At 44.5% G+C, this 24,570-nt stretch carries 26 protein-coding genes and 1 pseudogene; 16 read left to right on the forward strand and 11 right to left on the reverse strand.

Annotated features, from left to right (window positions below):
- Positions 1-74: 74 nt before the first annotated feature.
- Entirely contained in the window at positions 75-1,205 is a 1,131-nt protein-coding gene (locus tag BM415_RS04055) for a glycosyltransferase family 4 protein (protein ID WP_091154846.1), read from the forward strand.
- A 9-nt stretch (positions 1,206-1,214) separates the two neighbouring features.
- Here BM415_RS04055 and BM415_RS04060 read toward each other — a convergent pair whose 3' ends face one another.
- Positions 1,215-2,273 carry a YkvI family membrane protein gene (locus BM415_RS04060; protein WP_091154849.1) on the reverse strand — a complete coding sequence of 353 codons (1,059 nt, stop codon included), beginning with the start codon at positions 2,271-2,273 and terminating at the stop codon, positions 1,215-1,217.
- A gap of 184 nt (positions 2,274-2,457) precedes the next feature.
- On the opposite strand from BM415_RS04060, the gene BM415_RS04065 reads away from it, so the two are divergent.
- From BM415_RS04065 to BM415_RS04080, 4 genes are all read left to right on the forward strand, one after another.
- The gene (locus BM415_RS04065) at positions 2,458-3,027 is read left to right on the forward strand and encodes a xanthine phosphoribosyltransferase (RefSeq protein ID WP_091154851.1); all 570 of its coding nucleotides are present in this window, start codon (positions 2,458-2,460) and stop codon (positions 3,025-3,027) included.
- Positions 3,028-3,179: 152 nt separating this feature from the next.
- The gene (locus BM415_RS04070) at positions 3,180-3,506 is read left to right on the forward strand and encodes a hypothetical protein (protein ID WP_047909830.1); all 327 of its coding nucleotides are present in this window, start codon (positions 3,180-3,182) and stop codon (positions 3,504-3,506) included.
- A gap of 100 nt (positions 3,507-3,606) precedes the next feature.
- Complete coding sequence (locus BM415_RS04075; RefSeq protein ID WP_091154854.1) at positions 3,607-3,825, forward strand: hypothetical protein; 219 nt, start codon at positions 3,607-3,609, stop codon at positions 3,823-3,825.
- A gap of 110 nt (positions 3,826-3,935) precedes the next feature.
- On the forward strand, positions 3,936-4,268 hold the full coding sequence (locus BM415_RS04080; RefSeq protein WP_076312523.1) for a carboxymuconolactone decarboxylase family protein: 333 nt from the start codon (positions 3,936-3,938) through the stop codon (positions 4,266-4,268).
- A 95-nt stretch (positions 4,269-4,363) separates the two neighbouring features.
- Here the strand turns inward: BM415_RS04080 and BM415_RS04085 are convergent, their stop codons facing one another.
- The gene (locus BM415_RS04085; protein ID WP_091154857.1) at positions 4,364-4,735 is read right to left on the reverse strand and encodes a YhjD family protein; all 372 of its coding nucleotides are present in this window, start codon (positions 4,733-4,735) and stop codon (positions 4,364-4,366) included.
- Between the two features lie 168 nt (positions 4,736-4,903).
- Here BM415_RS04085 and BM415_RS04090 point away from each other — a divergent pair, with 168 nt between their 5' ends.
- Positions 4,904-5,767 carry a divergent polysaccharide deacetylase family protein gene (locus BM415_RS04090; protein WP_091154859.1) on the forward strand — a complete coding sequence of 288 codons (864 nt, stop codon included), beginning with the start codon at positions 4,904-4,906 and terminating at the stop codon, positions 5,765-5,767.
- Here the strand turns inward: BM415_RS04090 and BM415_RS04095 are convergent.
- Complete coding sequence (locus BM415_RS04095; protein WP_244533139.1) at positions 5,742-6,449, reverse strand: N-acetylmuramoyl-L-alanine amidase family protein; 708 nt, start codon at positions 6,447-6,449, stop codon at positions 5,742-5,744. The genes BM415_RS04090 and BM415_RS04095 overlap by 26 nt on opposite strands.
- A gap of 194 nt (positions 6,450-6,643) precedes the next feature.
- Between BM415_RS04095 and BM415_RS04100 the strand changes: the two genes are divergently transcribed.
- Positions 6,644-6,859, forward strand: coding sequence for a YqzE family protein (locus BM415_RS04100; RefSeq protein WP_091154866.1), 216 nt, complete (start codon positions 6,644-6,646; stop codon positions 6,857-6,859).
- A gap of 14 nt (positions 6,860-6,873) precedes the next feature.
- Here the strand turns inward: BM415_RS04100 and BM415_RS04105 are convergent, their stop codons facing one another.
- The 3 genes from BM415_RS04105 to BM415_RS04115 all read right to left on the reverse strand — a co-directional run bounded on the left by BM415_RS04105 (position 6,874) and on the right by BM415_RS04115 (position 10,704).
- The gene (locus BM415_RS04105; RefSeq protein ID WP_091154869.1) at positions 6,874-7,797 is read right to left on the reverse strand and encodes a hypothetical protein; all 924 of its coding nucleotides are present in this window, start codon (positions 7,795-7,797) and stop codon (positions 6,874-6,876) included.
- 175 nt (positions 7,798-7,972) lie between these two features.
- Positions 7,973-8,935 (reverse strand): YqhG family protein, encoded by a 963-nt coding sequence (locus BM415_RS04110; RefSeq protein WP_091154871.1) that lies wholly within the window; start codon positions 8,933-8,935, stop codon positions 7,973-7,975.
- Positions 8,932-10,704 (reverse strand): DEAD/DEAH box helicase, encoded by a 1,773-nt coding sequence (locus BM415_RS04115; protein ID WP_091154874.1) that lies wholly within the window; start codon positions 10,702-10,704, stop codon positions 8,932-8,934. Before BM415_RS04115 ends, BM415_RS04110 begins: the two co-directional genes overlap by 4 nt.
- A 264-nt stretch (positions 10,705-10,968) precedes the next feature.
- Here BM415_RS04115 and BM415_RS04120 point away from each other — a divergent pair, with 264 nt between their 5' ends.
- Positions 10,969-11,418 carry a hypothetical protein gene (locus BM415_RS04120; RefSeq protein WP_091154877.1) on the forward strand — a complete coding sequence of 150 codons (450 nt, stop codon included), beginning with the start codon at positions 10,969-10,971 and terminating at the stop codon, positions 11,416-11,418.
- Between the two features lie 113 nt (positions 11,419-11,531).
- Here BM415_RS04120 and BM415_RS04125 read toward each other — a convergent pair.
- A pseudogene (locus BM415_RS04125) lies at positions 11,532-11,717 on the reverse strand (general stress protein); the annotation flags it as partial.
- A 325-nt stretch (positions 11,718-12,042) separates the two neighbouring features.
- Here BM415_RS04125 and murB point away from each other — a divergent pair.
- Positions 12,043-13,074, forward strand: coding sequence for a UDP-N-acetylmuramate dehydrogenase (gene murB, locus BM415_RS04130; RefSeq protein ID WP_244533140.1), 1,032 nt, complete (start codon positions 12,043-12,045; stop codon positions 13,072-13,074).
- A gap of 95 nt (positions 13,075-13,169) precedes the next feature.
- Here murB and BM415_RS25425 read toward each other — a convergent pair whose 3' ends face one another.
- Complete coding sequence (locus BM415_RS25425; protein ID WP_280142846.1) at positions 13,170-13,451, reverse strand: FAD-dependent oxidoreductase; 282 nt, start codon at positions 13,449-13,451, stop codon at positions 13,170-13,172.
- Between the two features lie 236 nt (positions 13,452-13,687).
- On the opposite strand from BM415_RS25425, the gene BM415_RS04140 reads away from it, so the two are divergent.
- Positions 13,688-14,146 carry a MarR family winged helix-turn-helix transcriptional regulator gene (locus BM415_RS04140; RefSeq protein ID WP_091154887.1) on the forward strand — a complete coding sequence of 153 codons (459 nt, stop codon included), beginning with the start codon at positions 13,688-13,690 and terminating at the stop codon, positions 14,144-14,146.
- 60 nt (positions 14,147-14,206) lie between these two features.
- Here BM415_RS04140 and BM415_RS04145 read toward each other — a convergent pair whose 3' ends face one another.
- Positions 14,207-14,506, reverse strand: a complete 300-nt coding sequence (locus BM415_RS04145) for a hypothetical protein (protein WP_091154889.1) — start codon at positions 14,504-14,506, stop codon at positions 14,207-14,209.
- 357 nt (positions 14,507-14,863) lie between these two features.
- Between BM415_RS04145 and BM415_RS04150 the strand changes: the two genes are divergently transcribed.
- The 3 genes from BM415_RS04150 to BM415_RS04160 all read left to right on the forward strand — a co-directional run bounded on the left by BM415_RS04150 (position 14,864) and on the right by BM415_RS04160 (position 16,651).
- Complete coding sequence (locus tag BM415_RS04150) at positions 14,864-15,622, forward strand: polysaccharide deacetylase family protein (RefSeq protein ID WP_244533141.1); 759 nt, start codon at positions 14,864-14,866, stop codon at positions 15,620-15,622.
- Between the two features lie 47 nt (positions 15,623-15,669).
- The gene (locus BM415_RS04155; protein ID WP_091154891.1) at positions 15,670-15,867 is read left to right on the forward strand and encodes a YwbE family protein; all 198 of its coding nucleotides are present in this window, start codon (positions 15,670-15,672) and stop codon (positions 15,865-15,867) included.
- A gap of 130 nt (positions 15,868-15,997) precedes the next feature.
- On the forward strand, positions 15,998-16,651 hold the full coding sequence (locus BM415_RS04160) for a DUF1796 family putative cysteine peptidase (RefSeq protein ID WP_170862363.1): 654 nt from the start codon (positions 15,998-16,000) through the stop codon (positions 16,649-16,651).
- 128 nt (positions 16,652-16,779) lie between these two features.
- Here the strand turns inward: BM415_RS04160 and BM415_RS04165 are convergent, their stop codons facing one another.
- Positions 16,780-18,180 (reverse strand): hypothetical protein, encoded by a 1,401-nt coding sequence (locus BM415_RS04165; protein ID WP_091154896.1) that lies wholly within the window; start codon positions 18,178-18,180, stop codon positions 16,780-16,782.
- Between the two features lie 174 nt (positions 18,181-18,354).
- Here BM415_RS04165 and BM415_RS04170 point away from each other — a divergent pair, with 174 nt between their 5' ends.
- The gene (locus tag BM415_RS04170; RefSeq protein WP_091154899.1) at positions 18,355-19,548 is read left to right on the forward strand and encodes an ornithine--oxo-acid transaminase; all 1,194 of its coding nucleotides are present in this window, start codon (positions 18,355-18,357) and stop codon (positions 19,546-19,548) included.
- Positions 19,549-19,693: 145 nt separating this feature from the next.
- Here BM415_RS04170 and BM415_RS04175 read toward each other — a convergent pair whose 3' ends face one another.
- Positions 19,694-20,890, reverse strand: coding sequence for a glycosyltransferase family 4 protein (locus BM415_RS04175; protein ID WP_091154901.1), 1,197 nt, complete (start codon positions 20,888-20,890; stop codon positions 19,694-19,696).
- A 185-nt stretch (positions 20,891-21,075) separates the two neighbouring features.
- Between BM415_RS04175 and BM415_RS04180 the strand changes: the two genes are divergently transcribed.
- Complete coding sequence (locus BM415_RS04180; RefSeq protein WP_091154903.1) at positions 21,076-22,848, forward strand: sensor histidine kinase; 1,773 nt, start codon at positions 21,076-21,078, stop codon at positions 22,846-22,848.
- Complete coding sequence (locus BM415_RS04185) at positions 22,808-24,451, forward strand: response regulator (protein ID WP_244533142.1); 1,644 nt, start codon at positions 22,808-22,810, stop codon at positions 24,449-24,451. Before BM415_RS04180 ends, BM415_RS04185 begins: the two co-directional genes overlap by 41 nt.
- Positions 24,452-24,570: the final 119 nt, after the last annotated feature.

Here is a 24,570-nt window from a genome sequence, read left to right on the forward strand (position 1 = left end):
ACTGGAACATATGAGCTAATATATCATGATTAAAGACTTGCTTTCAAAAGAATCCAAGAAAGGGGCACTAAATGATGCGACTGCTCCAAGCTTTATTTTTCCCTCCTGAGCAGCCAGGGGGAGTATCATCTATGATTCCTTACCTTCAGGAACGCTTCAACAGCCCAAGATGGGAGATGGAGCTGTTCTCGCTTCCGAAACGAATCCGTAACAAGGGGAGCGAAGAGATTCGCTTTGATACTTTTGACTGGACAACGTACGGTGAAAGCCCAATTGTTCAGAAATATATCCAAACCTTCCGCGATTATTTATGGTGGATCAAGCTTCGCATACATAAGCCCTATGATTTGATCCATGCACACCATCCGATAGCAGGACTGGCGATGAAGAAGGCTTTTCCATCAACGCCTTTGATTCAAACGATTCACTCCAGCTATGAGCGGGAACTGATTCTGAATGGAAAAATCGAAGAGAACGGGTTAGAGCATCGCTTCCTGACCTCTCTCTATGGTGAGCTGGAACATGCGGCCGATTGCATGTTAACCGTATCTCAATCGTTCCGCAGCTATATGTCGCCGTATGTTAAATTTCCCGAAAACATCGAAATTGTACCGAATGGCTTCGATGAGAAAAGATTTAAACCGATTCCTCATGAGAATGAGGTGCCTCAGCTGGTAACGGTGTGCCGTCTCGTTCCGGCAAAAGGGATTGATGTGTTGTTTGAAGCCTGCTGCGAACTGAAAAAACGGGGTCATGATTATGTACTTCATATCATTGGAGATGGTCCTATCCGTTCCGAGCTGGAGGAATTGGCCCAGAAACTCGGCATCTACAATGAAACGATATTTTATGGCTACACACTGCATCCTGAAGAGTTCGTCCCGTTCTTTGACATCTTTGTCCTCCCATCAAGAGCAGAGGCGTTTGGTTCCGTATTTGCTGAGGCAGCACTGAGTTCACTGGCTTTAGTCGGAACCAATGTTGGAGGAATAGGTGAACAAATCGAGGATGGCGTTAACGGGCTGCTCGTTCCCAAAGACAATGCTTTGGCACTTGCTGATGCATTGGAGAAGGTAATCCAGGATCCGTCATACCGCTATGAGCTTGCCAGATCAGCGAGCGAAAAGGCGAAGACAGAGTATTCTCTAAGGCGCTCCGTTCATATGCTGAAGAAGCTGTATTTGAAGTTTGAGCGTTCCAATTGACCTCAGCTGTTATTCATTTTTCCTCTTATCTCTGAAGGAACCGAGCGGGCTCTTGATCAAGTGAGCTACCCATATAACGGCCAGCATCCCATAGATCGGGTACAAAATGGACAGAAGCGAACTGAAGCCAAACTGGCTAAGCAAGAAGCAGGACAGCATAATAAACAGCGTGATGAGCTTAGGCGATACTTTGAGATGCTCCCGTACCTGTAAGGTTATCCCATAAATATCGGCGACAAAAGTGCTGAAGATTTCCATAAATATCAGAAAGATATACATGAGCTGGATGGCTGCGCCCAGAGCAAATGCAATACTTCCCATCGGAACTTCAAACTGCACAATGCCAGGCATATAAGCCGACATGGCAAAGTGGGCTGTCATGAGCATGAATCCAATCCCGATTCCCCCGAGTATTCCGCCGTATTTAATGACTCGTCTGTCAGTGATCTGACTGCCGAGCGGCACGAGAATGGCCTGAGCCATGGCAAGATTGAATGAGCTGTACAATATGGGTGACAGCCAAGTCGCGAACATGCTGTGGTCGGTCTCCAGCCGCACAAAATTGGCTGCGCCCGGATGACCGGCGGTATGGAAAAGTATAAATAGAGACAGAGTCATCATGAGCGGAACGACAATGCTGTTCATCTGCAATATGGCATGGATACCTCGTCCAAGAAGAAGATATGTGCCGACCAGTGTAATTAAAAGTCCGGTTTGATAGGACAGATGCAAATGCTCCATAAACACCGATCCTGCTCCTGCAAGAATGACACTGTTAACACCAATCAGCACGAACAAGGTGAAGAAGCTGATCCACTTTCCCGCTTTTTTCCCGAACAAGTGGCTGTTCAGATCTTCGTATGAATTGGCTCCAGTATCATGTGCCACCAGCATCATTTTAGTACCCAGCCAAACAAAGAGCAGGCAGGACAGCAATATCGTAAGAGTTGCCCATTTTCCATATTCCGTAAAAAACTGCAATATTTCTTGACCGGTGGCAAATCCTGCACCAACAATAGTTCCAACATAAGTGAATGCGACTTGCAGCACCTTGGTACTCTGTCTCATGCTTATCCTCCTTGTTAACTACATATACAGAGCAGCACCTTCATGGGTGTAAGAAAGCCCTCTTACAAGGTATGCACTTGTCCACTTGGACATGACCCGGCTGCGGTATGAAGATAAACTTCTTGAAAGAAGCTGGTGAGGTATGATACTTTTACGTCATAGGATAGGCTGGGAGGTCATATGCATGGAAATATTAAAACAAAAAATTGTAGAGCAAGGTGTGGTCATATCAGATCAGGTGCTTAAGCTGGATGCGATACTCAATCATCAGATTGATCCTGAACTGACGATGCAGATGGGACGAGAGTTCTCTAGGCGTTTCGAAGCCGAAGGCATTACACGAATTGTAACTGTTGAGTCTTCGGGAATTCCGGTTGCCTTTGCAACAGCGGTTCATATGGGAGTGCCCCTTGTGTTTGCACGGAGAAAGAAGACGCTGCTGGCCGATCCTGACGCCTATTGTGAACGGGTGCCGTCTTTTACGAAAGGTATTGTGACAGATATTATGGTTTCACGGGAATTTATAGATCCGAATGATCGAATATTATTTATAGATGACATTATTGCAAACGGAGATGCTGCAAAGGGGATCATCAAAATCGTTGAACGTTCGGGTGCCTCACTTGCTGGATTTGGTGTCGTTGTTGAGAAATGCTTCCAGTCCGGAGCGAGTACAATACGTGAACAAGGGATTCGGGTTGAATCACTGGTAAAAATTGAATCTCTCAAAGATGGGTTTGTAAGGTTTGCTTAAGTTCTTTTTTCAGGATTTTGCATAATTCGGTTTATGACTATTCCTTACATGGGTAATTTTCCATTAATACGGCCTAATTTTGCTCATTATCTTTGCACGGGGCAGGATAATGGCTTATAATGAAATAAGATTAGGGAGAGGAGGCAACAACAATGGGGAAAGAAGCAAACGAACAGTTTTTCCTTGACAAGTTAGTCAAATCCAAAGTTCATTTTGAACGGGCCCTTGATTGTAAGCACACGGAGTTTGATGACCTTTATCCCTATATGCTTGAACATCCTCAGTTCTTCTGGTATAAACGTTACGTCGCATGGTCGGAGCTTCTAACAGTAGTGAACCTGTGCGAAGAGTTATCCTTCTCATGGAGAGAACAGTTTACACCTCATCAGGTAGAGTATGTTGAGCAACGGGTAATGTCGGCGAAGGTGCTTGATTTCTGGTTTGAGAAAAATGACAGTAAAGAGCACGCTTCACGTTAAGCTATATAAGGTTTTATCACGTAAATAACACGTAAGACCTAAATGCTCGCATTTAGGTCTTTTTTTGTACAATATTATGATGTACTGGAGGGAACAATTCATGATTAGTGATGAGGAATTAAACAATCTGCGAGAATCAGGTGAGCGAATTCGTGTGGTGCGAGACGATCTGGAGAGCAACGATGTAATCGGTATTATTGTTGCTTGGAGCAGCGACCAGATTCTTGTTCGCCGGCGCAACCGAAGAGTCGTCAAGCTGGATCGGAAGTACAGCATCCAGCTCTTTTCAGAGCCCAGACAAAAACCGACGGAGCTGTAAGGATAAACACTCCAGATATTACCTCGTCAGGGATTAGCATAGATATGGATCAAGTGGAGAAAGTACCAATGATACGTCTATATAATTCTTTCGACGAAGGATGTGCTTATGTGACATTAATCAATAATAAGGTTCATGCTTATAAGGATCAGATTGGGCACTTGTCAGAGACGCTGCCTGATGTCCTTAAGTCCTATCATGATTTTACAGGGGAATGCTTTAAGGAAGGCGAGCTCGATCTGAAGACGAAGCAGCTCGTTGCTCTTGGAATCGGATTATTCGCTAATAATGAAGTATGCACCTTATATCATGTGCAAGAAGCGCTCTCCAAAGGGGCCAGCAAGCAAGAAATTATGGAGACGGTGGCTGTTGCTGCTGCCATTGGCGGGGGACATGCTTTATCTCAAGGCGTCATGCGTGTCCAAGCTGCATTGAACAACTAACCGCTGTTATTTAGTGAATCGGTTACAAACACCACCGAATCTGTGCTGCTCTCAGATCTAACTTGAGATGCAGGCATCGATTGCGGTGGTGTTTATTATAAAGTCAAGGAAGTGCCTCCTAAATAAATTTGCATCCGTTTGTACAGCTCATCTTTATATTTTGTCCCAGGGATGTGAATATGAACGAGATGTCCTCGTATAGAAGCCATTGCCTGAATCTCACCGTCATATAGATTTACACTGTTCAGGTGTATATCCATACGTCTGAATTCTTCCTGTACCTCATCAAGCAGAACAGCTACACGCGCAATTCCCGCTCGAATAATCTCCATATACAGCTCAGGGGTCTTCAGCTCGGCATGATTACTCATGACTTGAAGATCGCGATTAAAAATTTTGATGACCATCAAGAGCTGAAGATAGCTCTTAATTAGTGTATGTTCTTCCGTTAGCATTTTCGCTGTCATCGGGATCCCTCCTTGTTGTAAGAGCGAACTCATGTTCTTATTCTATGCTAAGGAGCTTCACTTTATCAACTTATTGATTGTATTTTTATTAGAACCTTACATAATTCGTCCCGTTTATTCAAATAATGTATATATCTTCAAGAATTCACGAGGAGGACTGTTAAAGCGATGACGATACGAAAGCAAAGAAGAAGAAAACTGAAAAAGAAAGTGCTCTCTTCCTTTAGATGGGGGAGTTTGCGAATGTTCGTTATGATGCTGGCTGTGAGTATGGGATGGATGAATGCGGCCGGATCTATGGTACATGCTGAGCCTCTGAAGAAGGTCGCGATTATCATTGATGATTTGGGAAATGGGATGAAGGGGACAGAAGAAATCATGAGTTTACCGACAAAGGTAAATGTTGCGATAATGCCGTTTCTGCCTACAACCAAAAAAGATGCTGAACTTGCGCACCAAAAGGGGATCGATGTGCTTATACACATGCCGATGGAGCCGCACAAAGGAAGAAGGGACTGGTTGGGGCCAGGAGCAATTACTTCGGATCTGTCCGATGGAGAGGTACGGAAAAGAGTAGAGGCTGCTATTGATAATGTTCCCTATGCCATCGGTATGAACAATCATATGGGTTCTAAAATTACGACAGATCGGCGTATTATGTCCATCGTGCTTGATGTATGTAAAGAAAGAGGTCTATTCTTTGTCGACAGCAAAACAGATTATAAATCTGTCGTGGCAGAGCTGGCTGAACAGAAGGGGCTGCCGCCAGTAGTTAATCATATCTTCCTGGATGATCATCACTCGATTTCTCATATTACGGGACAGATGAAGCTCGCAGAAAAAAAGCTGGAGACTCAGGACACCTGTGTCATGATCGGTCACGTAGGAACGCAGGGACATATGACTGCAGGTGTGATCCGAGACTCCATATCTCGCTGGTCAGGCAAGATTGAAACAATCAGTATTAGTGAGATGGTGAAGCAGGTCTGGAATTGGACCCCGGATTCTACATTACCGACAAATAATAAATAATGCCTGAGCTAATGGCTTGAGCAATTTTCTTTTGTCCCGCGATACTGCTAAGGAGAGCACGGTCTTCAGGATTGCTGATGAATCCGGCCTCTACAATAACAGACGGCTTATTAACATGATTAAGCAGATAAAAGGGCTTACCCCATTCTACTTGTCGATTGGTATCATACATTTCATTGAGCGATTGCTGGATGGAATCCGCAAGCATATAGCTTCTTGCTTCTTGTTGATGCAGCACAATGGGTCCATGTGTGCGTGACTTCTTGCTCCAGTTAACATGGATACTGACAACCGGATCGGAGGGCACATGATCACTAAGGCCCTTGCGCTGTGCCAGATCTCTCATATGGCGTGAGTGACTCCGCAGCCAATGATTATCGTCACTCAGCGCGTAATCATCGTCTCGATTAAGAACGACAGGATAGCCTTTACTTTTAAGGATCATAAATATTTTTTGCGAAATGGCAAGGTTGATATCCTTCTCCAGCAAATCATCTGCAGAGGTTCCTCCGTCAATGCCGCCGTGACCGGCATCGATAATAATGACAGGGTGGCGAAATAAATAATTGGATATTTCAGGCTCCTTGTTATGTTTAGGTTCTGCAGCCGTAGAGGGTGTCTCCTGAAGCAGCAATATACATAAGATGGCAAGGACAATGGACGATTTTTTATAATTAAGCACGCGGCTTCTCTCCTTTCTGGCATATGAAAAGACTCTTCCTATAGACTGCGCAGATTTAATGGTTTCATTCAGGTATGTCTGAATTTCACAATAATAGTGATTCATTAAACAGGAAGGTTTATTTCGCGTTGCTCCTGTACAAACTAATAAGAGAAGCTTCAAATACACAATCATGGGGAAGGGAGAACAGGTCGATGGCCAAGGGAGATGAGCTGGTGAGATACATTACAGAACAGGTTATCGGATATATAGGAACGCCAAAGGAAGAGCGGAAATATAAACGGAACAAAGTGAAAGAACCGTGGCACATGAAATGGTTTGGAATGATGCCTATGGGCGTTTCTATGTGGGTGAAGGACATCAAAAAACCAATTAAGCGGAAAAAGATGGACATGGACTCCAAATTATAAAAGAAACAGCGCCTTTATTCGGCGCTGTTTTTGATTTCGTTAGATGAGGGTACATAAAATGAACCACTTCCAAGGAGCTTATCCATCGGAATATAACGAATCTGTGCAGAGGAAGTTCCCGTCCGAGCAAAGGTTACAGCATGTTCAGATTGCTTGCTCTTCCAGGAGTGATACCCGATAATCGCCAGCGGTCCACTATACCACACATTATCCTTCCGTGCAGTAAATATAAGCCGCTTATGTTGATCGATCTGATTCATGAGCCCGGCACTATTTCGTACCTTCAGCGCATCTGAGAGCAGCCACTGCAAGTTGGATGATGGGTTAAAAGGAATTGAGGCAAGCTTCAGGCGGCCAGGCTGTTCTTCGATCTGAATGCCAGCAAGGCTCTTGCTGCGAGTAATCGGGGAGGATTGATATGAAATAAAGTCAGGAAGCTGATCTCCATTAGAAGCATCAATATGGATTGAATTACCATCACGGTCTGTTAATTCCCAGTAAGCCAGCAATCCCTTGTATTTCATGAACTTGGGATCGTACATGTCAATTGAAAATGCCATATCTTCCGGATACAGGAGAGAGCTGAACAATGGATTGCTGCCTGTACCATATTCCGTAACGGCATAACCACTGGATTCTGTTGCTGTAATCATGAGATAACCAACCGGCTCAGCCGCTTGAAGAATATGAACAATATAGCTGTGCGTTCCTGGACCCAAGGGCATAATCAGCAGTTTTGCATTGGTAAATTGGCTGAACTCTTGTTCCAACGAGAGCTTGGACAGTGTATCGTGTGCCAGTTGTTCGACTGCAGCCGGTGTTAGACTCTGATGAGCTGTGAATTGGGCTGAAGCATAGACGGAAGGAACATTTGTCAGAGAACATGAGATGACTAAGCTGGACATCACCAGAGCTATACGTTGTAATAGACGTTTCATAAACGTTTCAATACCCTCATTTCTTCGGGGAACTGTTAGATGAATAAATACTGCACCCGTTGTTCATAACCCAATTGTAATAATAAGGAAATGAAAAGGATGCTGTATGGTGTTATGAATTTGGGCGGACAAGCACTATTTTTGACGAAAATAACCTATTGGCTCGACAAGACACCTACTTTAGATGAAAAATACCGCAGCTGATCGTATTTACATTGATCTTGGGTTCATATTGCCATATCATCTCACTGCGCCTGGTATTATACTGATCCTGTACAGCCTGTTTCTTTTCTTCTTCCTGTTCCTCTTTCAGCAGATCCTCATAATAAATATCAACGACAGCCAGTTCTTCCTCGAGTCTTTGCTTCGCTGCATCTGCCCAGCTGTAATCGACAAGTTTTAATCTTGCATAGATGTGTTGTTCCAGCATTTCTCCTGCTGTTGTCAGTGGGATTTTGGCGGCCTGCGCATGCATATTCTCAGGAAGGCGAGGACTGAGCTCCTTCTTATTCAGCACTTGTCCAAAATTCTCGACAATCCTTCCAGTTAGCAGGGATACACCAAGAAAATGAAGCTCTTCCTTACGCATGTCACAGGAAAATTCAATCTTGAAGCACACTCCAAGCCAGGGCTCATAGGATTTGGGAGTGGAAGCACTGATTTGGCGCTTGGAAGATTGTTCAAACAGGTTAACGTAAGCACCGCCTTCACGCGAAGCAGAAAATATCTGTTTTAGCCTCGAGCTTCCATAGACGATATTCTCGCGCAGCACTCTCCCTGGACCAATCTGGGGAAGAGAAGGCGTATGACCAAAGTAGCGACCCAAGATGCTGTCTTTACCTTCATTAGCTGCATTCTCAGATGCTTTTGCAGTCTCGGCTTCAGCCTTCTTCTTCGCTGATTCTTCTGCCTGATGATGAGCTTCTGCATCAAATATAAACGTAAAGGACATCGTTTCTGCAGGGGCACCGGTTCTGTCAACAAAGCCCCAATAATACGGACGGTTAGTCAGCGCTTTATCTGCTTCAATGGACAGTTTCACGGTAACATGAGCAGGGGACTTTTCTAATATTTGGCATTCCATCGCTTCCAGATAAGTTATAACGTAGGAGTGAACTTCCTCTTTCGACATGGTCACTTCAATAATCCCCCTTTTCCCACGGCTTTCTTGACGGGGGACGCTTCCTCCAGATGCTTAACTTCCTGTTTGATCGTGTTTAAGTTTTGCGACAGGGACTGCATTTTACGATTAATCTCTTCATCACTGCTGGATTCCAGCATGATCTTGGTCAGACTCTTCTCAAAAGATTCCTGCTTTTCATAACGTTCGAGAATGACATCCAGTCCGCCAATGACCATTTCAAACATGTTGATTTTTTCATGAAGCAGATTAAGGATATGCTCCTCAATCGTTCCTCTCGTTGCAAGATTATAAATTTTGACATCATTTTGCTGTCCTAATCGGTGTACACGGCCGATTCGCTGCTCTACACGCATGGGGTTCCATGGCAAATCAAAATTGATCATATTGTGACAGAATTGAAGATTAATGCCTTCTCCGCCAGCTTCTGTCGCAATCATAACCTGAACCCGTCCGCGGAATAGATCCATCATCCAGTCTTTTTTGCCTCGATTCATTCCGCCTCGATAAGGTACGGCTGTCAAATCGCGCTCGCGGAAATAATTGAGCAAATATTCCTGTGTAGCCCGGTACTCGGTAAATACAATGACCTTCTCATTCATTTCTCTAATGAGCTCCATTGTTTTTTCCGCTTTTGTGTTAGACTTGATTGCTTTAATATTGGCAACCAAATCCCATATGCGATCTCTCCAGGGAGAGTCCAGCGGCAGTTTCTTAGATAAATTGACAAGGGTAACGAATACGGCATCCCGGCTGCTGCACACCTCTCTTTGGAGGGTGACCATAGAGAACATACTGCTCAGATTTCCGCCGGCGGAATGGAACTGGTCTTTGACGAAGGACGTTACACCGTCATATAGAGCCTGTTCCTCGGGTGAAAGTGTCAGATTAATATTCGTCACCTTGCGCTTCGTAAATTGAACAGGGCCTTCACCCCGCCGGTTCCGAATCATAACCTTGGCGAGCTCATCCTTCAATTGATCCTCGTTCTTGGCAAGCCGCTTATCCACTACAAAGTTAGCTGCAAAGTCGCCTTGTCTTCCAAGCTGCCCAGGCTTAAGCAGTGTAATTAGATTAAACAGCTCGCTGAGGTCATTTTGGACCGGTGTTGCGGTTAAGAGCAGGCAGTATTTCTTACGCAATTTCAGCATGAACTGATAGTTGGACGTTTTTTTGTTTTTTAGCTTATGAGCTTCGTCAATAATGATCATGTCGTAGTCATTGCTTAGCAAGATTTCCTGATGAGGATCTCGTTTGGCCGTGTCAATAGACGCAACCACAACGTCGTTATGCCACGAATAAGCTTTTTTTTGGGCAACCGCTGGTATTCCGAATTTGGAATTCAATTCCCTTACCCATTGCAGTACGAGTGATGCCGGAACTAAAATAAGAACTTTGGAGACAAGTCCCCGAATCATATATTCTTTTAAGATCAGACCTGCTTCAATGGTCTTTCCGAGTCCTACTTCGTCCGCCAATATCGCTCTTCCTGACATTTCAAAGAGCACTCTGCGCGCTGTATCGATTTGGTGGGGAAGAGGTGTCAGATCATGCAGATGCTTTAAGCATTGTATATCATCGAAACTGGGAACCAGAGATGCTTCTTCGGCTTTTACAGCAAGCTCGAACAGGCGATAATCTCCCCAGGGTCCTCCTTTGTTAAGGCGTGTGTTGAGTTCTGAAAGCCAATTTTGATTAAAGTGAACAGGAACTGGCAGTGAATGTGTTGCTTGTTCTGATGGAATTGGAGTTTGTTTTCTATTCATTTAAACGAAGCTAGCCTCCCCCGTTTTATGTTTAGCTGATTTGCATTTTTCATAGTATGGACGAAAGAGAGGATATTCATAACTGAGATGAAGGCAGCGCCAGAATTCATGCTGTGGATTCGCTAAAGAGGCAATGCTTATATTTGTGATATCGATGTGAAAGGGAGTGGGATTTTCATTGCATATTTTCATTATGTAATCTTATAATGTTATGAAATGATATTTCCCATGGAATGAAAATGTGTAAAAGGAGTTATGCTTAACTTGGAAAAAGTAGTTATAAATCAGATTGTTTCTGAACTATTGTTTCGTTCAGGCAGCAGCGCTGCCGTTACTATAGAGCCTTACTTTCCCGGTGGACGCCTGATCGGTGGAAAATATACCTTGAATTCTCATTGCATTACGATGTACACCGAAGTTATTAAACAGCAATGCCAGCAGTTGTTTGGTTCGAATGAACGCGTATATGATTATTTTAAGGTTGTTCTAGCTCACGAACTAGGTCATGCGGCAGATGTTTATTTGGCTTCACTGAGCGATGAATTAGATGATGCTGACGATGAGAGAGGCAGACAGATTGCTCTCCGAATCGAGGAGAATGCATGGGAGAACGGGATGAAGTGGATTGACGATATTGAACCTGGCTTTATCAACATCATATTGGATCAATCTTTGTCCGCATATCGTCAGGTTGTTCATTATGAGAGTGCTTAGTCAAAAAATCCAAACAATGCGAAAGCCGACTTTTGTACAGAAGCCGGCTTTCGCTATATGAATAAGTTAAACGAATGTTTTACAAATCCGATGCTTAAACGCTCCAATTAACGTGATTCCCCACCTTTTTTGCCGATTTCTTGATAAAAGTCTTTGTCATGGTTTTTAGAAGTAGCCTCTCCGCCTTTTTCACCGATTTCCTGATAAAATTCCTTATCATGATTTTTTGCCGTTGCTTCTCCACCCATACGACCTGCTTCTTCGCGACTCATTTTGTTTCGGTTGTTGTTGTTTGCCATTGTAATCACTCCTAAATTTTATTTTTTATGACATGCTTGAGATCCATTTCATATCCTATTAAAAAGGCGGATTCGAAACTATATATACTCTTGATTAAAGCAGCTTAAAGTATTATGAAATTGATCGCTTGTCATAGTTTTTATATAACCTCACATCAAAATATCAAACATCGCAGCTCTAAAATTTTCTGAAGATCAAGTCGTGAGCTGAATTAAATTTGACTTCGGGCAGGCGCGTATACATAATGACTTCATACTATATAATTGTATATAATGATTAGGCATCATGAAGGATTTGTTCGTGCAGCAAGTAGGAGGGAAACACGTGAATACACACAAACAGGAATCATTAATTCAACACCATGTGAATTTATCATCTTATTCAACTTATGAGATTGGTGGGAAGGCAAAGTACTTGGCCGCCCCTGAAACCATTGAGGAGTTAAAGACCGTTCTGGAATATGCAAGACAAGAGAAGCTGACTCCCTTCTTGTTCGGAATGGGCTCAAACATTTTATTCCCGGATGAACCGAAGGATCAAATGTTATTTATCAGCCTGAAAGAGCTGAAAGAAATGAAGATTGACGATAAAGGCTGGTTTGTCTCTGCAGGCATACCGATGTCGCACCTTGCCCTGATCGGTCTATCGTCAGGCACTTCAGATTATGATTTCTGTTTCTTGCTGCCTGGTACGCTGGGCGCGGGAATTTATATGAATGCCAAATATTATAACCGGCAAATTTGCGATATTCTGGACACCGCATTATATATTGATCTGAACGATCCAGAGTTCAAGGTTCAATCAATCCATGTGGATACCTGTGATTACAGCTATAAGAATTCGATCTTTATGAAAAATGACTGGATCATCGTCGGCGGTTATTTAAAACATCCTGACTATGAGGCCCTGGCCAAAGGTATGAAAGAGATATCCAGACTTGAGAAGATCGTTGAATATAAAAATCCTTCACAGCTGCCGAATTTCTTCAAGTATTACACAACGCTTGCGAAGACTTGGGCTGAGGAGAATAACGGAGAAGTGCCAGAATCATTTGATAATGTCGTAAAGGACCGGGGAAGTAAATTCCACTTTGACTATCCTTCCTGCGGTTCGGTGTTCAAGAACAACTATGATTTTGGTGAGCCAATGGGCAAGGTTGTGGATCGATTGAACATGAGAGGGACCGTGTACGGCGGTGCATCCATATCCGCTTGGCATGGAAACATGATCGTGAACCAAGGTAAGGCTAAGGCGAAGGATATCGTTTACTTGGTTGAACAGGTTAAACAGTCTGTTAACGAAGCCTTTGGCTTTGTTCCAGAAGAAGAGCTTATTATAGTGGACAGCAAATCATAAGCAGATGTACAGCTTGCATGGATACTCAATCTGATTGAGGACATGCAAGCTTTCTTTTTTATTGTAAAGATGCATTTCATAACTCACAAATAGATTCACATGAACGACTTAATTCTACCTGGAAATTCAGTTTCCATCTGGAGCTGTTGTTGTAGCTGCCTAATGACTTTACTCACACGCCTCGCCTGCAAGTCCTTTAATTTCTCTCTTGTGGAGTATTGCGAAGAAGCTAGCTCTTGTAGCAGCAAAGACAATTGATAGGCATCTTCAAGTGCTGCATTGACTCCGAATGCACCGGTTGGAGTCATCGTGTGCGCAGCATCCCCGATAAGCACAACGTTATGCTTGGTCCAGGTTTCGCTTAAACTGCTGAACACCGGTAGTAGTACGAAATCATTTTCCGAACGGAAAACCCACCACGATGCGGCAGCCCCCTGTTGGGGTGGGATGAGAGTAAGTTCAGATACGGAATACAACTATAACTGTAAGGTTATGAGGTGCTTCAAGTATCTGAAAATTCAACTCTATACTGATTGGGGATTAATTTCTATTTCTGCTCAGATAGGATATGATAAGCATAGAACTAAAGGGGAAAAGGAAGTGAGTAGTCATCATGTCACTTGAGCAAGAACTTCAAGCACAAGAATTGGAAGCATTTGATCATTTTCTGACGACGTTTGTACGTTATAAGAATAAAGTGTATGCCCAGCATCAAAAAGACCTAAATCACAAGCTTAACGCTACGAAAATACAAATCATTTATATGCTGTCTCGTGAGCGGTTGATGGCTGTCGATATTGCCAAGAGACTTCAGCTTTCATCGGGAGCGACGACCATCGTGCTTAATCAATTGGAAACTGACGGATACATTGTGCGAGAACGAAGTGCTGAGGACAGAAGGATTGTGTGGTTGTCTTTAACGGAAGAGGGAGCATCAACAGCGAATACGCTGCGTGCCAACCGGAGACATTTCAATGAGGAGCTGCTTGGCTTGTTAACACAAGAGGAGCGGAATCAATTCCTGGATATTGTCAAGAAAATTGAGATCAGGATGATGGATGTCTTGAAATAATGATGTGGCTGAACTCTTGGGGCGTCATAAGCCTCAAGAGTTCTTTGCCATTACTGGTATCTATAGCCGGAATCTTTCGATATGCTCATCGAGCTGTTCTTTTTGGAGAATTTCCTTCTGCTTTGGACCTAAGAGATCGAAATGTGGAAAAGGATTGCGATGGTGAATGTATTTTGGATTGAGTCCGTTTTCGATACACCAGCTCCGTAATCGTTCCAGATCTGCACAGCCCACCTTAGTGACCGTAGTGATTCCTGGAAAGCGCGGGTCAATCCAATAGTGAGTTAAATAGGCCAGCTTCCCGGATTTCACCTCATGCTTCCAATTCTCCAGCTCCTGCCGTGATATGCCAAACGCCATTTTTAGCTTCATCCTTATCTGTGAGTGATTACGAACTGTATTTTACTCTAAAAAAGAAATGACGTGAATGCCCAATCCCCATAATACGAACAATAGGCTTTTGAGAGAAGAGAAGGGAAGGATGATTGCCGGATACGGCATACATATGCTGATACCAAGTATCCCGTTACCAGCAGCCTTTGCTCTTGCGGATTCGAAAGTCCAGCCGAATCAAAGCACAGCTGCTTCGTGAAGAGTAAACTCAATATGGATTCATCCCCAATGTCTCCTTTAGCGCTGATACCTGGTTATATATTTCTTGAGCAGAAGAGATACTAAGACAAAACTTCGATTACGAAAACGAGGAAGAGGAATAGGATGAATCTTATCAGATTAAAAATAGCCATCGCAGCAGCGACCTTCATGCAGCTGGTTCATCCCATGATGGATCATAGCTTAGCTCCTGTTGTCAAAGACCGTGCTTATTATGAAGCAAGAGGAGAAATTGTCTGGGAGGCCCCAATCAAGGAGAAACTGATTGCCTTAACCTTCGATGATGGACCGGATCGGAATGAAACTGCTCAAATACTTGATATTCTAAAGAAACATGAAGCAAAGGCCACTTTCTTTGTGCTGGGAAAATGGGCGAAAGAAAGACCAGAGCTGATTGCCAGAGAGATAGCCGAAGGACATGAAGTAGGAAATCACACTTTTTATCACACATTTGGAGACCAAATTAAGAATAAGGATTCGTATCTTAAGGAACTTGCAGACGCGGATCAAGCAATTGCGGATGCAGGCGGCGTAAGACCTACGCTTTTTCGGCCTCCGGGAGGAGTATATAATGATGTTGTGGTAAGAAGCGCTCAGGAGAGAGGCTACTCGATCGTTCTATGGTCTTGGCATCAGGATACGGAAGATTGGAACCGACCGGGAAAACAGCGTATTATTAACAAGGTGCTGCGAAATGCTCAAAATGGAGACATTGTGCTCTTTCATGATAATGTACACGGGAAGAGTCAGACGATTGAGGCATTAGAGCATATTTTGCCTGAGCTTGCGAAGCAGGGATTCAGATGTGTTACGGTCACCGAGCTGCTAGAGGCCAAGCAAAGAGAAGAGATGGAACTTCCTTAAAGCTGTCAATGATTACTTAAGGGAGAGGAAAGGGGAGGTGTCTTTGAATGAATGGTAATCATCGTGCCGACATCAAGCCCGGTCTTGAAGTCGATATTGTGTTAAAACAGGATCAGAGAACAGGCAAGCTGACCAGGGGGATTGTGAAGGATATTTTAACGAATTCACCAAATCATCCACATGGCATCAAGGTCAGACTACAAAGTGGAGACGTAGGCAGAGTTAAACATATCATTCAGCCGTAATACTGGAGCCTGCAGATGTATACGTGAATGCATCACCGGATTGTCCAGACCTGATAGAGTCTTTATGCATAAGCTACTATATGTCTTTCTAACTGATGATATTAGAGACATATGAGGAGGAATGCGGCTCTTGAGCATAGACGGACCGTCTAATAACGCTGAAATCCAGGTATATGATGCCGTGTTTAGTCTTGGATCCAACTGCCAGACAGCGTATCAGCTGAGAAGAATATCTCTTCGTCAGGAAGCGGGTCCACTCGACTGGTTTGTATCCAAGAACATAGATCAGCTCATCAGATTAATAGAGGCCAGATTTGCAGGACTTATGGACAGAGATAATCTGGAGAGGATAAGTGCTTTTAGGACTTGCTACTGTGTGCGAGACACAAGGTATGGAATTTTATCCTATCATGATTTCCCGATTACGGAGAGAGCTGCAGATTGGGCACTGGCATATCCTGAATTCAAGTCTAAGTTATGCCGTAGGATGGATCGAATGCTGCATGCTTGGGAGACAGGGGAGAAGATACTGTTTGTTCGTGTCAATGGTGGACATGACGATTGTGATCGGCTGTACTATAGTTTAAAAAAACAGGTCAAGCACTCCTTTGATCTGATCGTTATTGATACGCTTGCCGATGAGGATGCACCTGTGACCAGATGGGTTGAAGCTTCGGGATGCATCAGGTATTCCATCTCAAAGGGTAAGGACTGGCGCGGATCCGATGAGGCATGGAACAAGCTTCTCGAGTCCGTCAGATTAAGACAGCGACTCAGCGATTAAATCAATTAATAGAAAGAAGAGCCGTTACGTGCGCAGTTGAAGTACTCACTGTCAATTAGACAGGAAGTACTTCATTGCACAGCAATGACTCTTTTTTTTGTTATATAAGGATAACTGCACTTAAATTACTACATGAGCAGAATCGCAACAATGGTTGTAACCGTGAGTCCGCTAATGACAGGAATCAAATTGCGTCTTGCAAGCTCAAAGGGACTGACGTTGCAGATCGCAGCAGCGGGAATAAGTGCCCATGGAATCAGAGTACCTCCGCCAATCCATATGGCTGCAATTTGGCCAAGTGCAGTAAGCATAGGGGTTGAACCGATGGACGCAGAGAACATCTGAGCAATCGAACCTACAAGTGATATTCCGGAGAATCCAGATCCATCCATCCCCGTAATAGCTCCAACGATAGTCATGCTGATCGCCCCGACAGTTTCATTCAATGGGACCACATGTGCGAGTGCCAGGCCAAGGTCATTCACGATGCCATGCGAACCTTCAGGCAGAGGGTTAGTGAATATCGCCGTGAGAGCCGCGTCTCCCAGATAAAAGAATGCAGCAATGGGAATGACAGGACCAAACACCTTAAAGCCGAACTGAAAGCCTTTGATCAGATAATCCGTTGTCTCCTCCAGACCTTTATTTCGGTGGGCGATCATGGTAACCAGGATCAGTATTACAATGGCCGTACCACCAATGAGGGCTGTTGCATCCCCACCTTGCAGATTCAGCAGGTACATGGCTGCCAGATCAAGTACAAAGAGCAATGGAATGGCATAAGCGATAATCCGTTTGGTTCGAAGCGGAATATGGATGTCATTAGATGGGGACAGGTCAGAAGGGGATTCCTCTTGAGGGGTCGTTGAATTCTTCGCAATTACACCGCGGCGCATATCTCTGCGGAGCAAGATGTAGGCAGTGAGGGTGGCGACGAGCCCTGTCGTAATGACCAGCGGTATACTCGCGGTTACTACTTCAGAGACCGGGATACCCGCTGCGTCTGCTGTTAATTTGGGTGCGCCTTGGATTACATAATCACCTGATAAGGCAATACCGTGTCCAAATAAATTCATGGCCATGGCTGTGCCCACCGCTGGAAGGCCGACTCTTCCAGCTACGGGGAGCATGACTGCACCGATCAGAGCGACTCCGGGAGAAGGCCAGAAGAAGAAGGAAACGATCATCATAATAATCCCGATCCCCCAAAATGCGAGAGCTGGCGTCCTCAGCAGTTTTGTTAAAGGGGCCACCATAATTTCATTGATCCCAGTCCGGATGAGTACACGGCTCATGGCAACAACAATTGAAATAATGAATATTGTGCTAATCAGTTCTTTCGCTGCATAGATGAAGCTTCCGAAGATCCCGGAGACGGAGGTTACGATGCTGTCCGAGGCTAGGAAACCTAAGGCAATAATACCCAAAATGCAGATGACACTTGTATCCCGTCTGCGTATCAATAGGATCATAATAAAGATAATGAACGACAAATATACGTAATGGAGCGGCAATAGATGAATGTCCACAATGTTTCACCCTCTCGTGCTATAGCGAGTATGCTTGTGCTGTATCGTATGCTGCTGCCAATGTGGGTGTTCTCCTACTTTTTCTAATAAACGAATCGTAATTTCACTACTGAACGGCATAGAATGTAGCGTACAAACAAATGAGTACACACATGGAAACGAGGGGTTCGTCTAATGAATTTTTTTTCAAAAGAAATTATGAATAAGACCGAACGTTTTGGAGCCCACAACTACCATCCTTTGCCTATAGTAATTCAACAAGCAGAGGGTGTGTGGGTTACAGATCCGGATGGGCATCGCTATATGGATATGCTGAGCGGATATTCGGCGCTGAACCAGGGCCACCGTCATCCTCGCATTATAGATGCTCTGAAACAGCAAGCCGATGAAGTCACTCTGACATCTCGGGCATTCTATAATGCACCCTTGGCAGAGCTGATGGAGTTATTAAGCGGACTCACCGGCAAGCAGATGATCTTGCCGATGAATACGGGAGCGGAAGCGGTCGAAACCGCCATTAAAGCGGCAAGACGCTGGGGGTATGAAGCAAAGGGAATTCCTTATGATCAGGCTGAAATTATCGTCTGTGAAGGGAATTTTCACGGAAGAACAACAACGATTACTTCCTTTTCCTCGGATCCTTATTACCAGAAGGGGTTTGGTCCGTTTACTCCGGGATTCCGCCTCATACCTTATGGTGACATTGCTGCATTAGAGTCTGCGATAAACCAGAATACGGCTGCATTCTTGGTCGAACCGATTCAAGGGGAAGCAGGAATCAATATTCCTCCAGAAGGATATTTGACAGAGGTTCGCAGGCTGTGCAGCGAACACAATGTCCTTCTCTTGGCAGATGAAATACAGACCGGATTCGGAAGAACAGGACGAAGATTCGCCTGTGACTGGGAGAAGGTAGTCCCGGACATCTACATTATGGGGAAGGCACTTGGCGGAGGTGTGCTGCCTGTCTCGGCAGTGGCGGCGGATGAACCGATTCTTGGCTTATTTGAACCTGGGTCGCATGGTTCAACCTTCGGAGGGAATCCGCTTGCCAGCCGGGTTGCCATTGCAGCACTTAAGGTAACAGAAGAAGAGAAGCTCGCAGACCGTTCTCTTGTAATTGGAAACAGAATGCTTCAAAGACTGAAGCAAATAACCTCCCAAGATATTAAAGAGGTAAGGGGAAGAGGGTTGTTCATTGGAATCGAAACAAGAACGCCGGCGCGGCCTTATTGTGAGCGGTTAATGAAACAAGGGCTGCTATGCAAGGAAACCCACGATACGGTCATACGATTTGCTCCACCACTGATCATTACGGATCAAGAACTGGAATGGGCGACCCAGCGAATAGAACAAGTGTTTACGTAATATTTGTGATGGTTAACTGACAGGATATGACCCATAATGACAGCATGGAGAATAGTGCAGAATAGAGGCGATTCGCTGTTCATATTCAGCGGAATGGTTCGACAATCACATTCGGGTATTCCGGAGAATTTGTATATCTTTCGACTTATTTAACCTTTTTCTGTGGAGGTCTGCTCATATCCTCCTTTGAATTAAATTCAACAATGACCTCATCGTAGCTGCTGAGCAGATGATCAAATATCGGAACCCAGGAACGCTCCAAGCTGTACTTCCTTCCTGCTTCAGCCAAGCTTTTACTCAATTCAGGATGATCATAGAGGCGGATAATGGAGTTCACAATTGAAGAATGATCTTCGGGCGGGCACAATATGCCCGTCTTTTCATGCTCAATGATGTCAAGTACGCCGCCTGCACTGGCTGCAATAACCGGGAGACCGCTGGCCATCGCTTCAAGAATGACATTGCCGAACGTTTCCGTAGACGAAGGAAATACGAACAAATCAGATAGAGCATAGATGTCCCGAAGCTCATTTCCTCGTAAATATCCCAGCCACTTGATATGCTCCTCTGTAAGGCTGTGGGATATTGAGGGAGAGAGACCATATAGGGGACCATCTCCTGCAATTAGGAGCCGGGACTTATCCAGGATGCGGGAGGGCAGAGAAGCAAAGCTGTTGATCAGATGTTCGATATTTTTCTCTGGAGCCAGTCTGCCGACGTACAGCATATAAGTCAGCTCTGGATCCAATCCTCGGTTACGAAGAAGACTTGCTCTTTCCTCAGCGGACACCACTGGACGAAACTGCTGTGCATCAATTCCTCTGCTCCAAATTTCTACTTGCTTCATTCCTTTTTCCTCTAGTTTGAGCTTCGTTGACTCCGAAGGCGCATAGATTCGTTCACAGTTTCGATGGAACCACTGCATGTATTTCCACAATGCTTGTTCCATCCATGCTAATTTGTAATGCTTCAAATATTGATCAAAGTGGGTATGGTAGGATGCCACAAGTGGTACACCGTGCTTAGCAGCGTATCCTGCTCCGAGCAGACCTAAAGCGGCAGGAGTGGCGACATGAATCAGCGTAGGCTGAAAATTGTGGAGGATCCGCTCTGTTCTCATACGGCCCGGCAGCGCCAGCTTGCATTCTGGATAGAAGATCAGAGGAAGACTGAAGAATCGCTCGACATGTCCGCCTTCTGTATTCAGGAGGCTTCCATGCTGTGGAGCGAACACAAGAACAGGGATCGAGCGTGCACGTAAATATTCCACCCATTTGCCAAGTGTATTCGCGACCCCGTTGACCTCTGGTAAAAATGTGTCCGTAAATATAGCAATTCGCATCTCGATCCGCCTCCCAATAAATATTTCTATATATCGTACAGCGGGATCCAGCGGGATATGTCTGTTCGTGGCCGTTTTAACACAAATCACGATAAAGCAGAGTCAAGTTAATTTTGATTTAATTTTTTATATAAAACGCTTACAATAGTCACATCGACATCATTCTACGAGGTGTATATTCTACTATGATCAGATATTCTTTGTTTACGAAGATTGTGCTGCTAATTATTATCATGCTCATTCCCGTTGTGTTTTTGTACAGCTATTCCAACAAAATGGCAACCGATACCGTGGTTAGTGAGCTGAACAAATCCAGCAGTAATCAGCTTGCTTTTTTCCAAAGCCAGGTTAATACGAGTATTGACGAGTTATCTTCCTGGACGAATCTGCTGATTCATGATCCCGATATCGAGAGCTTCAAAGATATTTACTTGGACAGCGATTATTTGAATCTGGACCTCATTAATCAGGTCAAGCGGGTACAGAACAAGCTGAGTATTCAGGAGAGCTCATCCAATTGGCGGAGCAGCCTTACCTTTTATTCTCCCTCAATGGAGAGGATGATTACAGAAGGCAATGCAAAGCGGTATGACTCGGACGAGCTGAGAGAAGAGATCAAGCCGGGGTGGCAGGTAGAGAAGGTGCAGCGCCTCAACAGTGAGCAGTATCTATTTTCTTGGTATACGGTTTCTCCTTATTCGGTTCAGGATCCTGCGGAGGATGCAAACAGCATCGTTAAGATCGAATTTGACAGTACGAATATACAGGATATGCTGGACAGGTTTAAGAGTAATGGAAGAAGAGACCCTTTCTATTACAAACCAGGTACCGGTGTTATCTATAATCGCACGCAGGATATTGCACAAAGCGCCAAACTTCTCACACAGCTTAAATTTCCCGAAATGAATAATGTCGATTATCGGACGGTAGAGCTGGACGGTCATATATATAGCGTGCACACGGTTCTATCCCAAGCTACAGGATGGTACTTAGTGGATTATATCCCTCTAACGGATGTGCTTGCGCCGATTGAGAAGTCCAATCAGCTATTCTATGGGGCAGTAGGGACTTTACTGCTCATGAGCTTCTTGGCTGCTTACTTACTGTATGTACAAGTCCAAATCCCTGTCAAAAGTCTGATTCGAGGTTTTCAGCGACTTAAGATGGGGGACTATTCTGTTAGAGTGGTACCCAAGGGAAGGAATGAATTCAGCTTCCTGTCGGAACGCTTCAATTCCATGGTGGAGCAGATCCAGGAACTTTTTGAGAATGTATATCTTGAGCAAATTCAAGTAAAAGAAGCCAGGCTGAAGCAGCTGCAGTCTCAGATTAACCCCCATTTTTTTTATAACTGCTTCTCCTTCATCACGAGTATGGCAAAGCTCGGTAAGATGGACGCGGTTGTGGCCATGTCACATAATTTATCCCGTTACTACCGGTATACCACTCGGCAGGAGAAGGAGCTGGTTTCCCTCCGCGAGGAGCTGGAATTTGTAGTGGCTTACCTAAAAATTCAGAAAATGCGTATGAACCGCCTTGATTATGTGATCGAGATTCCAGAGGAGATGCTGGACCAGTCAATTCCACCACTAGTTATTCAGCCGCTTGTTGAGAATGCCGTCATTCACGGAATTGAACAGTCCCAGGATGCCGGATTCATACGAATAGAGGCTTGCCAGGATCCAAACGGGATGATGCGGATTGTAGTTGAAGACGACGGACTCGGTATTACCGAGAGCAGACTTCAGGAATTGAGGAGCTGCCTTACGAAGGCCATGGATGAGAACTCAGGCTGCGGCTTGTGGAATGTGAATCAAAGAATGCAGTTAAGGTACGGAGATAGCAGTTATTTGTCTATCGATACATCGACGATGGGTGGGTTCAGGGCTAGCATTCAATGGGAGAATACGAGTAGAAATGAAAGGAACGATCATAATCATGGACATCTTGTTGGTTGATGATGAAAGCTATGTAACAGAAAGTCTGGAGGCTACCATTCCATGGGAGAAGTTAGGCATAAGGCATGTGTACAGAACAGATTCGGCTGCAGCAGCGCTTCAGCTGCTTCAAAGCCATCCTGTAGATATATTGGTGACCGACATTCGAATGCCTGGAATGGATGGTCTTGAGCTGATCGAGAAGGCTGGTGAAAAATGGCCAGAAATCCGATCTATTCTTCTAACAGGATATAGTGACTTTCAATATGCCAAAAAAGCAATTCAATTACAGGCTCAAGATTACATACTCAAGCCCGTAGACGATAAAGAATTTATCAAAAGTGTGAACCAAACGATTGAAGCCATCAAAGAAAGAGAAAAGGAAACAGATAAATACCATCAGCTCATGTATCAACGCAAATCCGATTATGTTCTGCTTCGAGAGAATATGCTGCAGGGACTGCTGCTTGGCACACCACATACCATGTCGCGAGTCAAGCAGCAGCTTCAGGATTATGAAATTCCTCTGCAGACAGATTTTGAATCCATCATGATATTGGTTCAGCTGAATCAAGGATTTATGGATTTGGATTCCAAATCCCGGGTGCTCATTGAATATGCTATCGGTAATATTTCAGAAGAGATACTTGGCGCTAATTATAAAGTATGGCAAGGAAGAACACCCCATCACTGCCTGGCGGTACTGATCCAGACGGACAATGCTGCCGGCACAGAAATGAAAGATAGAGACAGGGGACAGCTTCACTCGCTCTTACGGACTTTTCAGGAGAATGTCAGACAGTATTTACACGGAGATATATCCGTTATTATAAGCTCTGGCTTTCAGTTTCCGAATGACGCCAGCTCGGTCTATCACCAAATGCTAAATTCGATGTATCTGGCAAGCACGGATGAAGGAGCAGCGGTTCTGTATTCTCCCGATGATCAGCATAGGGCTCTTTCAGGTACTACAAAAGAAGTGTTCAATTTGCTGTACAAGCCACCGGTCCTTCAGCAGCTGCTTGAGCTCGGGCAATGGGGATCAGTCCGGGAGAGACTGTCCGAAGTATTTGATGTCATGGATCGACATCCGGTTTCCAGAGAGCATATGTATGAAATTTATCTGGCGATTATAAACGCCTGTTTGTATATCACACACCGGACGGATATCCGGATCAGCGAGCTGGATGTGCATGGCATGGAGCCCCATCACGTGGAGAGACTGATTCAGTACCCGGCAGAGCTTCGAAATTATACATTTCGGATTCTTGACAAGCTGGAAGAGGATCAGCAGGATAAGCCCCCGTCCAAGGGGCATATTGTCAAGCAGGTCAAGGATATGGTCGCATCAGAGTATGGTTACGAACTGACAGTGAAGATGATTGCAGACCGGGTCTTCCTGCATCCCGTATATTTGTCCAAGGTATTTAAGGCAGAGACGGGAGAGGGGTTAAGTGAATATCTCATCCGAATCCGGCTTGAGAAGGCACTATACCTGCTCAAACATACCAATAAGAAAATTTACGAGATTACATCAGAACTGGGATACCAGAATCCGCAGTACTTTAGCAAGCTGTTTAAGAAGCATTTTGGAATGTCACCGAATGAATTTCGAGAGCAATAAGTGTCGCCGAATGAATTTCAAGAGCAATAAGTTGAAAAAGGTGCAGAAACCTTAATTTAGTATCATAGGAAAAAAGACCGACACCTCTCATAATAAAAGTGTAAGGATCAAGTTCTTTA

The organism is Paenibacillus sp. 453mf (genome assembly GCF_900116105.1).
In the GTDB taxonomy this organism is placed as follows: Bacteria; Bacillota; Bacilli; order Paenibacillales; family Paenibacillaceae; genus Paenibacillus; species Paenibacillus provencensis.

What these genes read in the sequence shown, in the direction of transcription:
- BM415_RS04055 (WP_091154846.1), top strand. Translation starts at nt 75, where the DNA reads ATGCGACTGCTCCAAGCTTTATTTTTCCCTCCTGAGCAGCCAGGGGGA.
- BM415_RS04060 (WP_091154849.1), bottom strand. Translation starts at nt 2,273, where the DNA reads ATGAGACAGAGTACCAAGGTGCTGCAAGTCGCATTCACTTATGTTGGA.
- BM415_RS04065 (WP_091154851.1), top strand. Translation starts at nt 2,458, where the DNA reads ATGGAAATATTAAAACAAAAAATTGTAGAGCAAGGTGTGGTCATATCA.
- BM415_RS04070 (WP_047909830.1), top strand. Translation starts at nt 3,180, where the DNA reads ATGGGGAAAGAAGCAAACGAACAGTTTTTCCTTGACAAGTTAGTCAAA.
- BM415_RS04075 (WP_091154854.1), top strand. Translation starts at nt 3,607, where the DNA reads ATGATTAGTGATGAGGAATTAAACAATCTGCGAGAATCAGGTGAGCGA.
- BM415_RS04085 (WP_091154857.1), bottom strand. Translation starts at nt 4,735, where the DNA reads ATGACAGCGAAAATGCTAACGGAAGAACATACACTAATTAAGAGCTAT.
- BM415_RS04090 (WP_091154859.1), top strand. Translation starts at nt 4,904, where the DNA reads ATGACGATACGAAAGCAAAGAAGAAGAAAACTGAAAAAGAAAGTGCTC.
- BM415_RS04100 (WP_091154866.1), top strand. Translation starts at nt 6,644, where the DNA reads ATGGCCAAGGGAGATGAGCTGGTGAGATACATTACAGAACAGGTTATC.
- BM415_RS04105 (WP_091154869.1), bottom strand. Translation starts at nt 7,797, where the DNA reads ATGAAACGTCTATTACAACGTATAGCTCTGGTGATGTCCAGCTTAGTC.
- BM415_RS04115 (WP_091154874.1), bottom strand. Translation starts at nt 10,704, where the DNA reads ATGAATAGAAAACAAACTCCAATTCCATCAGAACAAGCAACACATTCA.
- BM415_RS04140 (WP_091154887.1), top strand. Translation starts at nt 13,688, where the DNA reads ATGTCACTTGAGCAAGAACTTCAAGCACAAGAATTGGAAGCATTTGAT.
- BM415_RS04145 (WP_091154889.1), bottom strand. Translation starts at nt 14,506, where the DNA reads ATGGCGTTTGGCATATCACGGCAGGAGCTGGAGAATTGGAAGCATGAG.
- BM415_RS04150 (WP_244533141.1), top strand. Translation starts at nt 14,864, where the DNA reads ATGAATCTTATCAGATTAAAAATAGCCATCGCAGCAGCGACCTTCATG.
- BM415_RS04155 (WP_091154891.1), top strand. Translation starts at nt 15,670, where the DNA reads ATGAATGGTAATCATCGTGCCGACATCAAGCCCGGTCTTGAAGTCGAT.
- BM415_RS04170 (WP_091154899.1), top strand. Translation starts at nt 18,355, where the DNA reads ATGAATTTTTTTTCAAAAGAAATTATGAATAAGACCGAACGTTTTGGA.
- BM415_RS04175 (WP_091154901.1), bottom strand. Translation starts at nt 20,890, where the DNA reads ATGCGAATTGCTATATTTACGGACACATTTTTACCAGAGGTCAACGGG.
- BM415_RS04180 (WP_091154903.1), top strand. Translation starts at nt 21,076, where the DNA reads ATGATCAGATATTCTTTGTTTACGAAGATTGTGCTGCTAATTATTATC.
- BM415_RS04185 (WP_244533142.1), top strand. Translation starts at nt 22,808, where the DNA reads ATGAAAGGAACGATCATAATCATGGACATCTTGTTGGTTGATGATGAA.